This is a genomic window from Isoptericola jiangsuensis (assembly GCF_048320105.1).
GTDB lineage: Bacteria > Actinomycetota > Actinomycetes > Actinomycetales > Cellulomonadaceae > Isoptericola > Isoptericola jiangsuensis_A.
The window spans coordinates 673,117-686,627 of record NZ_CP182942.1; the positions used below are offsets into that span (position 1 = coordinate 673,117).

At 73.3% G+C, this 13,511-nt stretch carries 12 protein-coding genes, 1 tRNA gene and 1 riboswitch; of the genes, 1 reads left to right on the forward strand and 12 read right to left on the reverse strand.

Annotated features, from left to right (window positions below; all coding sequences use genetic code 11):
- Positions 1–4: 4 nt before the first annotated feature.
- From ACNHYB_RS03170 to ACNHYB_RS03180, 3 genes are read right to left on the reverse strand one after another with little or no spacing between them, the layout of a single operon-like run.
- Positions 5–700 carry a hypothetical protein gene (locus tag ACNHYB_RS03170; protein WP_418276932.1) on the reverse strand — a complete coding sequence of 232 codons (696 nt, stop codon included), beginning with the start codon at positions 698–700 and terminating at the stop codon, positions 5–7.
- 1 nt (position 701) lies between these two features.
- Entirely contained in the window at positions 702–1,223 is a 522-nt protein-coding gene (locus ACNHYB_RS03175) for a phage tail protein (RefSeq protein WP_418276933.1), read from the reverse strand.
- 28 nt (positions 1,224–1,251) lie between these two features.
- Positions 1,252–2,772, reverse strand: coding sequence for a phage tail sheath family protein (locus ACNHYB_RS03180; protein WP_418276934.1), 1,521 nt, complete (start codon positions 2,770–2,772; stop codon positions 1,252–1,254).
- A 222-nt stretch (positions 2,773–2,994) separates the two neighbouring features.
- On the opposite strand from ACNHYB_RS03180, the gene ACNHYB_RS03185 reads away from it, so the two are divergent.
- On the forward strand, positions 2,995–3,405 hold the full coding sequence (locus ACNHYB_RS03185) for a hypothetical protein (protein ID WP_418276935.1): 411 nt from the start codon (positions 2,995–2,997) through the stop codon (positions 3,403–3,405).
- Between the two features lie 93 nt (positions 3,406–3,498).
- Here ACNHYB_RS03185 and ACNHYB_RS03190 read toward each other — a convergent pair.
- From ACNHYB_RS03190 to ACNHYB_RS03230, 9 genes are all read right to left on the reverse strand, one after another.
- Positions 3,499–3,572: transfer RNA gene (locus ACNHYB_RS03190), tRNA-Pro, on the reverse strand.
- 158 nt (positions 3,573–3,730) lie between these two features.
- The gene (gene ribH / locus ACNHYB_RS03195) at positions 3,731–4,225 is read right to left on the reverse strand and encodes a 6,7-dimethyl-8-ribityllumazine synthase (protein WP_418276936.1); all 495 of its coding nucleotides are present in this window, start codon (positions 4,223–4,225) and stop codon (positions 3,731–3,733) included.
- Entirely contained in the window at positions 4,222–5,562 is a 1,341-nt protein-coding gene (locus tag ACNHYB_RS03200) for a bifunctional 3,4-dihydroxy-2-butanone-4-phosphate synthase/GTP cyclohydrolase II (protein ID WP_418276937.1), read from the reverse strand. The genes ribH and ACNHYB_RS03200 overlap by 4 nt, the downstream gene beginning before the upstream one ends.
- Positions 5,559–6,191 (reverse strand): riboflavin synthase, encoded by a 633-nt coding sequence (locus ACNHYB_RS03205; protein ID WP_418276938.1) that lies wholly within the window; start codon positions 6,189–6,191, stop codon positions 5,559–5,561. Before ACNHYB_RS03205 ends, ACNHYB_RS03200 begins: the two co-directional genes overlap by 4 nt.
- Positions 6,191–7,297 (reverse strand): bifunctional diaminohydroxyphosphoribosylaminopyrimidine deaminase/5-amino-6-(5-phosphoribosylamino)uracil reductase RibD, encoded by a 1,107-nt coding sequence (gene ribD, locus ACNHYB_RS03210; RefSeq protein ID WP_418276939.1) that lies wholly within the window; start codon positions 7,295–7,297, stop codon positions 6,191–6,193. Before ribD ends, ACNHYB_RS03205 begins: the two co-directional genes overlap by 1 nt.
- Before the next feature lie 128 nt (positions 7,298–7,425).
- Positions 7,426–7,555, reverse strand: a riboswitch (FMN riboswitch).
- A gap of 116 nt (positions 7,556–7,671) precedes the next feature.
- Entirely contained in the window at positions 7,672–9,243 is a 1,572-nt protein-coding gene (der, locus tag ACNHYB_RS03215) for a ribosome biogenesis GTPase Der (protein WP_418276940.1), read from the reverse strand.
- 68 nt (positions 9,244–9,311) lie between these two features.
- Entirely contained in the window at positions 9,312–10,010 is a 699-nt protein-coding gene (gene cmk, locus ACNHYB_RS03220; protein ID WP_418276942.1) for a (d)CMP kinase, read from the reverse strand.
- An 81-nt stretch (positions 10,011–10,091) separates the two neighbouring features.
- Entirely contained in the window at positions 10,092–10,901 is an 810-nt protein-coding gene (locus ACNHYB_RS03225) for a pseudouridine synthase (protein ID WP_418276943.1), read from the reverse strand.
- A gap of 115 nt (positions 10,902–11,016) precedes the next feature.
- Entirely contained in the window at positions 11,017–13,413 is a 2,397-nt protein-coding gene (locus tag ACNHYB_RS03230; RefSeq protein WP_418276944.1) for a LamG-like jellyroll fold domain-containing protein, read from the reverse strand.
- Between the last annotated feature and the right edge of the window lie 98 nt (positions 13,414–13,511).

The window sequence follows — 13,511 nt, forward strand, 5'->3', positions numbered from 1 at the left end:
TCGCTCACACCCTCGCCCGTGCGAGCCCCAGGTAGGCCTCGAAGCGCGCCGTCGACAGCTCCAGGATCGCCCGCTCGTCCCAGCCGAAGGCGGCGGCCAGGACCGCGACGTCGGCCAGTGCCGCCTGGGCGTCCGCGGCCACCCGTTCCGTCAGCAGCCCCACGACGTCGACGTCGGCGAGCACGTCGCCCTCGCACTCCGGGCAGTCCAGCCGGACCGTGACACCTGCCGCCCCGGACAGCCGTTCGGCGGCGGCAGCGACCCGCGCCGCGAGTCCTGGTCGCGCCGCAGGCTCGACGCCCGTCGGCCATCGGGTGCAGCGGGCACGCAGCGTCCGGGCCGGGTCGGGCGAGGCGAGCGCCGCCAGCACGTCCTTCGTCGTCGGCCCCCGTACCTCGACGTCGTCGACCAGATCCGCGGTGCGCGGCACGTCCGCGTCGGCCAGCAGGACGTCCAGGGGAAGCGGCACGTCGAGCAGCGCCTCGCACGCCGGGCACACCACCACGGCGTCGAGCTCGGCGCCCACACGCGCCCGCAGCTCGGCGAGCGACTCCCGGGCCGCGACGGCCAGGGGCATGGCGAGGGCCACCGTGCGGTCCGGGGCGAGCCCACGGGCGACCAGCACCGCCGCCCCCCGGGCGGGAGGTGCCGTCTGCTCGAGGGCCTCCCACAGCTCGAGGGTCCCGCCGACGCCCATCACGTCACGGCTCGACGAACGAGGGCTCGGTCGGCTCCGTCACGGCGACGTCCCGCTCCCAGCCCTCGTTCTCGAGCTTGATCGACTGGATCGCGACGCCGTTGGCGTTGGCGTCCAGCTCGGGCAACGGCTGGTACTCCGAGACCCACGCCCGATAGACCTTGTAGGAGAGGACGACCTGGCCGGCCTCGTTGTACAGCTCGATGATGAGGTCCTTGCGGAAGTCCTTGAGCGAGACCTCCGCACCCAGGCCGGCAGCGTAGTTCCACACCTTGTTCGCCCACTGCTCGAACTCGACGTCGTGCGTGACACCGCGCTCCAGCGTGATCGGCTCGTACTCGGTGCGTCCCGGCGACTTCCGGCTCGACGACGGGTCACCCCCGACGCGATGCTTGACCACCTCGGTCGTCTTCTTCAGCGCGCTCACCTTCGACACGCCGGCGACGTACTTCCCGTCCCACTTCACGCGGAACTTGAAGTTCTTGTACGGGTCGAAGCGGGTTGCGTTCACCGCGAACTCGGCCATCAGGACTCCTCCTCGGTCACGTCGGGCGCTACAGCGCCGCGGCCGTCTTCTGCTGGATCGACACGACGACGAACTCGGCCGGCTTCAGCGGGGCGAACCCCACCTGGATGTTCACGATGCCGCGGTCGATGTCGTACTGGCTGGTGGTGTCGCCGTCGCACCGGACGAAGAAGGCCTCGCGGGGGTTCGTGCCCTGGAACGCCCCCCGCCTGAAGAGGTCCTGCATGAAGGCGCCGACGCTCAGCCGGATCTGTGCCCAGAGCGGTTCGTCGTTCGGTTCGAACACCACCCACTGGGTGCCGCGGTACAGGCTCTGCTTGAGGAACAGCGCCAGGCGGCGTACGGGTACGTACTTGTAGTCGTCGCTGAGCACGTCGGCGCCGCGCAGCGTCCGGGCTCCCCAGACCACCGAACCGGCATCGCGGAACGTGCGCAGGGCGTTGTAGCCGACCGGGTTGATCCTGCCGTTCTCGTCGTCGGTGAGGGTTCGTTCGAGTGCGACGACACCGGTGAGCCCCGCCTCGAGCCCCGCCGGCGCCTTCCACACGCCGCGAGCGCTGTCGGTCCGGGCCAGGACGCCGGCGACCGCACCGCCCGGGGCGAAGGTGTCGAGCTGTCCGCCTCGCAGCGGGTCGGCGTGCCGGACCCGCGGGAAGTACACGGCGGCGTTGCGGGCGGCGTCACCGGCGATGCCGAGCGCGGCGACCCAGGACATGAACGTCTCCACGGTCTCCCCGGGATCGGGGTCGACGAGCAGGAACGCGTCGCGGTCCCGGGCGTAGGCCGCGGCCACGGACCAGATCGTGGAGTCCAGGGAACCGCCCGGCGTCGGCGGGGGGATCACCAGGATGTTGACCAGGTCCACCGTGTCGAGGGCGTGCAGTCCGTGGCCCCCGCCGGTGTAGTCGGCGGGTTCCACCGGCTCGCCGTCGGAGCCCTCGCCGGTGACGACGAAGGTCCCCTCGGTCGGTCGGTCCGTGGACGTGGTGGCCACCTGGCGGACCAGTCGGGACGACTCCAGCATGTTCGACAGGCGTGCCGGACCGTCCCCGAGCGTCACGTTCCGGAAGACCTCGGTCTCCTCGCCGAGGGTGAGGGTCAGGGTGAAGATGTCCTGGGCGGCCACTCCCTGGGCGTCGGCGATGTCGTCGGCGTCGGCGTCGGCGGGGTGGGTGACGACGGCCTCGAGGCCGTTCGCCCACTCCCCCGGACCGTGGGCCACCAGGTCGGCGCCGCCGACCACCAGGCGCGCCGCGACCGCCCCGACGGTCGGGTCGTCGTCGTGGCGGGCGACCCGCACGACGATCGCCGGTCCGCCGCCGTTGAGGTAGAAGTCCCGCACGGCGTAGCCGAGGCCGCTGGTGCGCGACAGCGCGCCGAAGGACCGTTCGAAGTCGGTGAAGCTCGAGACGGCGACGGGATGGTCGACCGGGCCGCGCCGCGCCGGCCCGAGGAAGGCCGTGATCGACGTCGCGACCCCGGTCACGGTTCGGCTCCCGCTCGGCGGCTCGCTGATGTACACGCCGGGATAGGCGGTGGTGATGCTCATGGGGACTCCTTCGCCGGTGCTGCAGGACCCTGCGACGACGACGTTCCTCCGGCTGCGTCACCCTCTCGTCACCGGCACGTCAAGCGATCACCGGTCCCGTCGGCCCTGCCACGACGAGGGTCTCGAGCGCCAGGACCGGCCGGTCGATGACGTGTCGGTGACCCGGACGTGACGGCGGCGGTCGAGCCTGGGGAGCCAGCGGGGGCCCACGCGGTGGAGGTCATGATGGTCCAGGTCTCGGTCAGCGCGGACGTCAGCGTGACCGGGGGCCCGACCCTGCCGCTGGAGCTCGTGCTGGACCCGGACGCCTACGTCGTCTCCGAGGCGCTGCTCGCACCTCAGGGCAGGGCCGGCGCCGAGGTGACCGTCGGTCTCGTCCCGCCGGACGTCGTGCTCACGTTCCTGGCCGTCTCGGCGGCGGGCCCGACCGGCAGCCCGGCAGTGGTGCGGGTCGTCCCGGCGCACGCCGACGAGACGGGTCCTGTCCTGAACGTCCTGGGATCGCTGCTGATGGCGAACGCCGACGTCGTCGCCGGGCTGGTCCCTGGCGGACCGCTCGGGCTGATCCTCGCCAACCTCGAGGCGACCACGGTGACCGTCCGCGTGCTGGCGGCCTTCGAGGAGATCGGCTGAACCGGCGGTCGGACGGCCACTCGATCACCGCCGGATCACCGCCGAAGAACACGAAAGGCTCGGACCCGCAGAGCGGGTCCGAGCCTTCGACGGTCGGGCTGACAGGATTTGAACCTGCGACCCCTTGACCCCCAGTCAAGTGCGCTACCAAGCTGCGCCACAGCCCGTCCGGTCCCACGACGTCTGACGACGACGCTCACGAGGACGCCCAAAGGCGTCCCGCACGAGACCGGTCCGACCCCGAAGGGCCGACCGAAATACTACCCCAGACCGGGCGCTGGTCGTGCACCCCGTCCGGGCGGTGTGTCCGGCGTCACCGCACGTCTCACGCGAGAGTCACCGGCGACCGGTCCACCACGGACCGCACCACCCGGGCCGTGGCCAGGGCCGCGGCGGCGGCCTCGTACCCCTTGTCCTCCCGGGAGCCCTCGAGGCCGGCACGATCGAGCGCCTGAGCGTCGTCGTCGCAGGTGAGCAGGCCGAACCCGACCGGCACGGTGTGGTCGATCGCGACGCGGTTCAGGCCGTCGGTGGCGGCGGAGCAGACGTAGTCGAAGTGCGGGGTGCCGCCGCGGACGACGACGCCGAGCGCGACGATCGCGTCGTAACCGGCCCGGGCGCATGCCTGCGCGACGACGGGCAGCTCGAACGAGCCCGGCACCCGCAGCACGTCGGGGGTGACGGCGTGGTCGGCGCACGCCCGCCGCGCCCCGTCGAGCAGCCCGTCCATGACGGCCGTGTGCCACGACGCCGCGACGACGGCGACGCGCAGGTCCGAGCAGTCGACCGGGCGGGCGTCCGGCGCTCCCGCGCCGCTCATCGGGCGGCCTCCGTCAGTCCGGCAGCGTTCACGGTCTCTCCTTCGGTGTCGAGGTCGTCCAGATCGGGGTCGTCCAGGTCGAGGTCGGGCAGGTCGGGGTCGTCCAGGTCGAGGTCGGGCAGGTCGTGGCCCATCCGGTCCCGCTTGGTCCGCAGGTAGGCGACGTTGTCGGGAGCGGGGTGGATGGCCAGGGGGACGCGTTCGACGACGTCTGCTCCCCCGGCGCGCAGCCCGTCCACCTTGGCGGGGTTGTTGGTGAGCAGCCGCACGGCGGCGACGCCGAGGTCGCGCAGGACGTGCGCCGCGGCGGTGTACTCCCGGGCGTCGGCGGGCAGGCCCTGGTCGAGGTTGGCGTCGACGGTGTCGCGGCCGGCGTCCTGCAGCGCGTAGGCGGTGAGCTTCGCGCCCAGGCCGATCCCCCGCCCCTCGTGGCCGCGCAGGTACACCACGACGCCGCGGCCGGCCTCGACCACGGCACGCAGCGAGGCGTCGAGCTGCGGGCCGCAGTCGCAGCGCAGCGACCCGAAGGCGTCCCCGGTGAGGCACTCGGAGTGCACCCGGGCCAGCACGGGCTCCGGGTCCGCGAGCGCCGCGAGGTCCCCCGCGACGAGCGCCACGTGCTCGACGCCGGTGAGGGTGTCTCGGTAGCCCACGGCGGTGAGGTCGCCGTGCCGGGTGGGCAGGCGGGTGACGGCGACCCGGTCGACGAGGGTCTCGGTGGCCTGCCGGTAGGTGACGAGGTCGGCGACGCTGATGATCTCCAGCCCGTGCTCGGCGGCGAAGTCCTCCAGCGCGGGGCGGCGCATCATGGTGCCGTCGTCGTGGACGAGCTCGGCCAGCACGCCGGCGGTGCCGCGTCCGGCGAGGCGGGCGAGGTCGACGGCGGACTCGGTGTGCCCACGGCGGGCGAGGACCCCGCCGTCGCGGGCCCGCAGGGGCAGCACGTGACCGGGTCGGGTGAGGTCCCCGGGCGTCGAGCCGGGGTCTGCGAGCGTGCGGGCCGTCAAGGCCCGGTCGGCGGCGGAGATGCCGGTGGTCACGCCGTGGGCGGCGTCCACGGTGACGGTGTACGCGGTGCGGAACGCGTCGCGGTTCTCCGTGACCATCAGGGGCAGTGCCAGCCGGTCCAGGGTGGCGCCGTCGGCGGCGACGCAGACCAGCCCGCTGGTGTGCCGGACGACGAACCCCACGAGCTCGGGGGTGGCGGCCTCGGCCGCGAGGATGAGGTCGCCCTCGTTCTCCCGGTCGGCGTCGTCCATGACGACGACGGCCTGCCCGGCGGCGACGGCGGCGATCGCGCGCTCCACGCGGGCGATCAGCTCCGGTCCGGCGTTCACGGGCCCACCTCCGTGGTCGGGGCGAGGTCGGCGGTGCGGACCCCGGCGGCGAGGAGGCGTTCGACGTGGCGGGCCAGGACGTCGGTCTCGAGGTTCACGCGGTCGCCGACGGCGCGGGCGCCGAGGGTGGTGCGGGCGAGCGTCTCGGGGATGAGGCTCACGGTGAACGCCGACTCCCCCGCGTGGACGACGGTGAGGGACACCCCGTCGACCGCGATCGACCCCTTGGCGACGACGTAGCGAGCCAGCGCGGCGGGCAGGGAGATCTCCACGACGTCCCAGCGCTCCCCGGGCGTGCGGGCGAGCACGGTGCCGACGCCGTCGACGTGGCCCTGGACGAGGTGTCCGCCGAGCCGGTCCCCGAGCGCGAGCGCAGGTTCCACGTCGACGGCGTCCCCGGGCCGCAGGGCGCCGAGCGTGGTGCGGTCCAGGGTCTCGGCCATGAGGTCCGCGGTCCAGGTCTCGGCGTCGTGGTCGGCCACGGTGAGGCAGCAGCCGTTCACGGCGACGGAGTCCCCGGTGCGGACGCGGTCGAGCGCCCGGGGCGACCGGACGGTGAGGCGGGCGGCGTCCGCGGAACGCTCCAGGGACTCCACGGTGCCGAGCTCGGTGACGATGCCGGTGAACATCAGTGCTCCTTCCGCGGCCGCAGGGTGAGCCGCACGTTCGTCTCGTCGGGCCCGTCGTCGTGGGGGTCCGGATGGATGAGGGCCACGTCGGTGACGTCCAGGCGTGCGGCGCCGGTGATCGTGGTGATGCCGAGGTCGGCGACGGCGGGCGTGCCCGCGCCGAGCAGGACGGGCGCGACGTAGGCCACGACCTCGTCGACGAGCCCCGCCCGCCAGAACGCGGCGGCCAGGGTGGCACCGCCCTCCAGCAGGACGTGCCTCCGCTCGCGCTGCCAGAGGTCCTCCAGCGCCGCGCGGGGATCACGGGTGCGCAGGTGGACCCCCGGTGCGCCGTCGGGCCCGGGGGCGGCGACCCGCGCCGTGGCGGGGACGTCGCGCAGTCCCATGACCGCGCGCAGGGGCTGCGGGCCGGGGACGTCCCGGGCGGTGAGGGCGGGGTCGTCGTCGGCCAGCGTGCCGGTGCCGACCAGGACGGTGTCGACCCGCGTGCGCAGGAGGTGCACGTCGCGGCGGGCGGCGGCGGTGGTGATCCAGCGGGACGTGCCGTCGGGGGCGGCGCTGCGGCCGTCGAGGGTGAGCGCGACCTTCCAGGTCACGTACGGGCGCCCGAGGGTCGTCGCCGCCGCCCAGACGCGGTTGAGGTCGTGCACCCGCGCCATCAGGTCGGCGTCCATGACGGGCTGGGCGTGGACGACGTCGATCCCCGCGGCGCCGAGGACGTCGGCACCGCCCGCCGCTGCCGGGTTCGGGTCGCGCTGTGCGAACACCACCCGGCGGACGCCGGCGTCGACCAGCGCCTGGGCGCACGGCCCGGTGCGCCCGGTGTGGGCGCAGGGTTCCAGGGTCACCACGGCGGTGGCGCCGCGCAGGGCGTCGGGTCCGAGGGCCGCGCGGGCGTTGGTCAGCGCCACCGTCTCCGCGTGCGGCGTGCCCGCTCCACGGTGGAAGCCCTCGGCGAGGGTGACGCCGTCACCGTCCAGCAGCACGCAGCCGACGCGCGGGTTGGGTCCGAGCACGAGACGGTCGGTGCCGGCGAGTGCCAGCGCACGCTCCATCGCGTCGCGCTCGGCCGGTCGCACCCCGGGTCCCGCCGTGGCGGTGGTCATGGTCCTGCCCCTTCGTCCGGTCACGGACTCCGGGGGTGCACGGCGTCGTCGCCGCGCACCGGTCACGGGCGCGAGACGGCGCCCCGGCGGACCCGAGGGTCGGCGGACCGGTGAGCGGGCGAAGGCCGGCGCGTGCGTCTTCCCATCCGGACTTTGACCGTCGGTCCAGGAGTTCCACCTGGTCAACCGGTCACCGAGGTGACCGGGTCGCGGACTTTCACCGCCGGTTCGGAGTTTCACCGACCCCAGAGCACGCGAGCTTCTGCTCGTTCGCGCCCGACACTACACCTCTGCCCTGCCGGGCGGGACGAGACGACCGTCACACTCCGGCGGCCGGCGCGACACAGGTGCTGCTGCGGGACCCGGACCTGCGATCAGCGGCGACGCTTCTCGCGGACCCGCACGCTGATGCGGATCGGCGAGCCCGTGAACCCGAACTCCTCGCGCAGGCGGCGCTCGATGAACCGCCGGTACCCCTGCTCGAGGAACCCGGTGGCGAAGATGACGAACCGCGGCGGACGCGTGGTCGCCTGGGTGGCGAACAGGATGCGGGGCTGCTTGCCGCCGCGCACCGGGTGCGGGTGGGCGGCCACCAGCTCGCCGAGGAACCCGTTCAGACGACCGGTGGGCACGCGCGTGTCCCACGACTCCAGGGAGGTCTCGAGCGCGCGCACCAGGCGGTCGGTGTGCCAGCCCGTCCGGGCGGAGACGTTGATGCGGGGCGCCCAGGTCACCTGGACCAGGTCGCGCTCGATCTCACGCTCCAGGTAGGGGCGGCGGTCGTCGTCCATCAGGTCCCACTTGTTGTAGGCGATGACGAGCGCCCGGCCGGCGTCGACCGTCTGGGAGATGACCCGGGTGTCCTGCTCCGTCAGCGGCACCGAGGCGTCCACCAGCACGACGGACACCTCCGCCTTCTCGATGGCGGCCTGCGTGCGCAGCGAGGCGTAGAAGTCCGCCCCACGGGTCTGGTGGACGCGGCGCCGGATGCCGGCGGTGTCCACGAACCAGTAGGGGATCCCCTTGATCTCGACCAGCTCGTCGACGGGGTCGCGGGTGGTCCCGGCGACCTCGTCCACGACCACGCGCTCGGCGCCGGCGAGCTTGTTGAGCAGGGACGACTTGCCGACGTTGGGTCGGCCCACGAGGGCGACGCGACGCGGACCCTCGGGACGCAGCGTGCCGTGCTCCGAGTGCTCGGGCAACGCCTCCATGACCGCGTCGAGCATCTCGCCGAGTCCGCGGCCGTGCAGGGCCGAGACCGGCATGGGCTCACCGAGGCCGAGCGCCCACAGGTAGGAGGCGTCCGCCTCGCCGGAGGGTCCGTCGACCTTGTTGGCGCACAGCACCACGGGCTTGCCCGAGCGGCGCAGCATCTCGACGACGCGCTCGTCGCTGGCGGTGGCGCCGACCTGGGCGTCGACCACGAACACCACGGCGTCGGCCAGGGAGATGGCGACCTCCGCCTGCTCGGCCACCTTCGACTCGATGCCGGCGACGTCGACCTCCCACCCGCCGGTGTCCACGAGGGTGAAGTCGCGCCCCGCCCACTCCGCGGGATAGCTCACGCGGTCGCGGGTGACGCCGGGCTTGTCCTCCACGACGGCCTCGCGTCGGCCCAGGATGCGGTTGACGAGCGTCGACTTGCCGACGTTGGGCCGTCCCACGACGGCCAGCACCGGCAGCGCCTCCTCGGCGGGGACGACGTCACCGTCGGCCCACTCGGCGTCGAGCAGCGCGCGGTCCTCGTCGTCGAGCTCGAAGTCCTCCAGGCCGGCGCGCAGGGCACGCTCCCGGTCGGCGTCGTCCACGAAACCGTCGTCGACGTCGTCCTCGAGCTCTGCGGGGGCGGCTTGCGCGACACCGGACTCGTCGGCGACGGGCACGTCCGCCTCGGGCTGGACGTCGGCGGGTGAGCCCTGCGGGCTGTCGGCGGGGATGGTCATGGGTGTCATTGTCCCAGGTGCCGACGCCTCGGCACGACGACGGCGGCGCAGGTGCGACGAGAGCCGCGTCACGCCCCCCGTGCGGCCACGTGCTCGACGACGGCGAGCACCGCCTCGACCGTCTGGTCGAGGTCGAGGTCGCTGGAGTCGACGGTGGCCACACCGTCGGCCGCCACGAGGAAGTCGCTGACGGTGGCGTCGTCGCGGTCGCGGCGCAGCACCTGGTCCTTGGTCGCCTCGACCGCCGCGGTGTCCGCCGCGCCGTGCACCTCGAGGGAGCGTCGGCGCAGGCGCGCCTCCTCGCTCGCCGTGAGCAGCACCCGCGCGTCCGCGTCCGGGGCGACGACGGTGGTGATGTCGCGCCCCTCGGCGACGACGCCGCGCCCGCCCGAGAACCCGCCGGAGGCCTCGGTCTCGATGATCTCGCGCTGGCGTCGCCGCAGCTCGGCCCGCACCTCGAGGTTGGTGGCGACCTTCGACACGACGGCCGACACCTCGGTGGCGCGGATCGGCTCGGCCACGTCGTCCCCGTCGAGCACGACCGTGGGACCCGACGGGTCGACGCCCATGTCCAGCGGCATCGCCCGCACCGCTGCCGCGACCGCCTCGGTGTCCTCCAGGACGACGTCGCTGCGCACGCACCACAGCGTCGCCGCGCGGTACATCGCGCCGGTGTCCAGGTAGGCCAGGCCCAGACGGGCGGCGACGGCCCGGGAGACGCTGGACTTGCCGGACCCGGAAGGTCCGTCGACGGCGATGGTGACCACGGTGGCTCGCTCTCTGTTGCGGGGGACGCTGGGTGCGGGTTCTGCGGGGGTACGGGTGCTGCGGTGCTGCGAGGGAGGCGTCTACAGCTCGACGGCGCGCATCAGCGTGCCGAGCTCGACCCGGCCCAGGACGCGCGTGCGCCCGACCTTGAGGTCGCCGAGGGCGACGGGGCCGATCTTCGTGCGCACCAGGCGCTGGACGGGGTAGCCGACCTCGTCGAGCATGCGGCGCACGATCCGGTTGCGCCCGGAGTGCAGCACGACCTCGAGCATGGTGCGCCCGGGGACGGCGTCGACGACACGCACCGCGTCCATCCGCGCCACGCCGTCCTCGAGCTCGACGCCCTGGGTGAGCTTCTTGGCGACACGGGGGAAGAACTCCGGCCCGTCGACCTGCACGCGGTAGGTCTTGGGGATCTCGTAGCTGGGGTGCGCGAGCCGGTTGCCGAGCTCACCGTCGTTGGTGAGCAGGATCAGCCCTTCGGAGTCGGCGTCGAGGCGCCCGACGTGGAAGAGCCGTTCGTCGCGGTCCTTGACCAGGTCGGTCAGGGTGGGCCGACCCTCGGGGTCGGTCATCGCCGAGATCGTGCCGAGCGGCTTGTTCACCGCCAGGGTGATCCGGGTCGGGTCGAGCTGGACGCGCATGCCGTCCACGTGCACGACGGCGGTCGACGGGTCGATCCGGACGCCCACCTCGGTGACCAGGTGACCGTCGACCTCGACGCGAGCCTCGGAGATGAGGTCCTCGCAGGCGCGGCGGGATCCCAGCCCCGCCTGGGCCAGGACCTTCTGGAGTCGGACACCGTCGGGGACGTGGACGTCGACGGGCGGGGTGGCGGGCTGGGGGCGGCGCGCAGGGCGGCGGCTCCCGCCGCGGCGTGAGGTGGGCATGGGGACCATTGTCGCAGCACCTCCGGGCGCCGCGCTCCCCGACGACGGCACGTACGGCGGGGGTCCGGTGGCCGCGCCCCCGGCGCGGCCACCGGACCCCCGTGGTGCGGTCGACTCAGCCGAGGTCGACGACCTGGCCGTCGGCCACGGCGGCGACCTGCTCGGCGCTCAGTGCGCCGGAGTACACCTGCAGGTCGTCGATCGCGCCCTGGAAGGGCACGTCCCACCAGTTCACCCCGAGGGCGAAGACGCCGTCGGACGTGGTGAAGACGTCGGGGAAGCCGGTGCCGGTGTGCACGGCCTCGCCGTCGGCGTAGATCGTGACGTCACCGCCGTCGACGGTGAACGCGAGGTGCGTCCACTCCCCCACGGGGATCTGCGCACCCGTGCCGCCGTCGTAGTACGACGGGCTCGAGCCGGACCACAGCATCGTGTCGCCGCCGACGCCGCCGTGCCCCTGCGGCAGCAGGCTCACCCAGGAGGTGGACTGCCGTGCGCCGAAGAACGACGTCGTGAAGGCGGTGAGACGCTCGGGGCGCAGCCACAGCCCGACGGTGTACTCGTCGGAGGAGATCAGCCCGTCGGCGAGCCGCACACCGCTGGCGCCGTCGAGGACGACGGCGTCGCCGTGGACGCCGGCCGTGAACGACACCTGACCCCCGGTGCTGTCGATCCGGTCCCCGGTGACGGTGCCTGCGGCCACGTCACCGGCGGCGGCGAGGTCCCCGTCGAAGGCGTAGCGGGCGACGAGACCGGCCTGCGGACGGGCGGGCACCACGACCTCGAACGTGAGCGTGGCGCGAGCCGTGCCGCTGGCGACCCGTGCGGTCAGCGTCACCTTCGCATCAGGCTCCCCCGCTGCGGGCCGGACGACCTCGCCGGTCGCGGACACCACCTGCGGCGCGCCGGAGGTCCAGACGATGGTCGAGCCGTGCGTGCCCGTGGTGGGCAGGTCGAGGTCCGCGACCGCCGTGCCGGCCACCGTGAGGTCCCCGCGCACGGCGTCGACGACCTGACGGTCGCTGATCGGCGCCAGTGCACTGCCCCACAGCGGCTCGCCCTGGGACGACAGCACGGAGAACGTGGTCACCCAGCGCTCGGAGGTCGGGTCCCACTCGCGGGTGACGACACCGTCGTAGAGCTGTCGGTCGGCCAGGATCGACAGCCTGTTCTTGCCATAGCTCCACCAGACGCCCTGGAGGGCCCCGCGCACGGCACCGTGCTTGCCGAGGGTGACGGTGCTCGCCTCGCGGACGTCGGCGGTGAGCGCCTTGTCGTGCTCGATCAGGCGGTAGTCCCCCGCGACGTCGGAGCGGGAGAACTTCTCCACCTCCGTGTCTCCGCCGTACCGGTAGGGCGCCGCCACGGGCCAGCCCAGGGAGTTCATCGACATCTCGTGGACCCGGATCTCGTGCCGCTCGCCCTGCTCGGGGAACCGGCTGTGGAAGATCAGCAGCATCTGGCCGGTCCTCGGATCCACGTAGGTGGTGTTGTGCCCGGGCGAGACCTTGCCGTCGCCGACACCGGTGCCGGGGTCGCCGACCTCCCGCTGGAACAGGTAGCCGCCCATCACCTTCACGCCGTACGGCTCGATCGAGGCGTCGTCGAAGATCGGCAGGTCGGGGTCGGACCGCACCTCACGCATGTCGTGACCCTGCGCGTCCCGGTAGGGCCCGTCGGGGTTCTTCGACCGCATCACGCGCATGTTGTATCCACCGTCGGCGTCCAGCCCGCCGAACGAGGTGAACAGGTAGTAGTAGTCCGTCTTCTCGCTGTACATGACCGACGGACCCTCGATACGGCTGTGGTTGCCGCCGGTGAGGTGCTCGCCGTAACCCTGGTCGGGCAGCGGCATGCCGGTGTCCGGGTCGAGCTCCAGGATGAAGATCCCCCCGGAGTACGAGCCGTAGACCATCCACAGCGCGCCGTCGTCGTCGTAGAAGACGTCGGGGTCGACGGCGTTGGGGTGGATCCGCGCGTCGTAGGAGGTCCCGTCCTCGCTCGGCCCCTCCCCCTCGCGGTGCCCCGACCGCAGCAGGATGCCGAGGTCCTCGTACGGGCCGTCGACGTCGTCCGCCACGGCCACTCCGAGCGCGCTGCGCGGGGAGTCGCCCCGGCAGGCGTTGTAGTACATGTAGTAGCGCCCGTCCGCCTCCAGACGGATCACGTCGGCGGCCCACAGGGTGTCGCTCTCCGCCCACTCGAACGTCTCGGCGAGCTCGGTGGTGACGTCGTCGAACAGCGGGTTCTCGGGCGTGACGAGGTTCGCGGTCTGCTCCCACCTCACGAAGTCGTCGGTCCGGGCGGCGGCCAGGTGCGACCCGAAGACCCAGTACTCGTCGTCGGCCACGACCAGCGAGGGGTCGTGCACGGACGCCTCGGCGAAGACCGGCGGCTCCGGGTCCGCGGCGCGCGGCGCGGCGGTGGCCGTCGTGGTGGCGCCGACCACGAGCGGCAGCGCAAGAGCGGCGGCTGTCAGGGCGGCGATGCGGCGTGACCGTCTCGGGGTCATGGCGGCTCCTTGGTTCGTCGTCGAACGTGGCCGGCCCCGGCATGGCGGGGATCGGGCGTTACATCGATGTAGTCAAGAGCACTGTACATCGATGTACA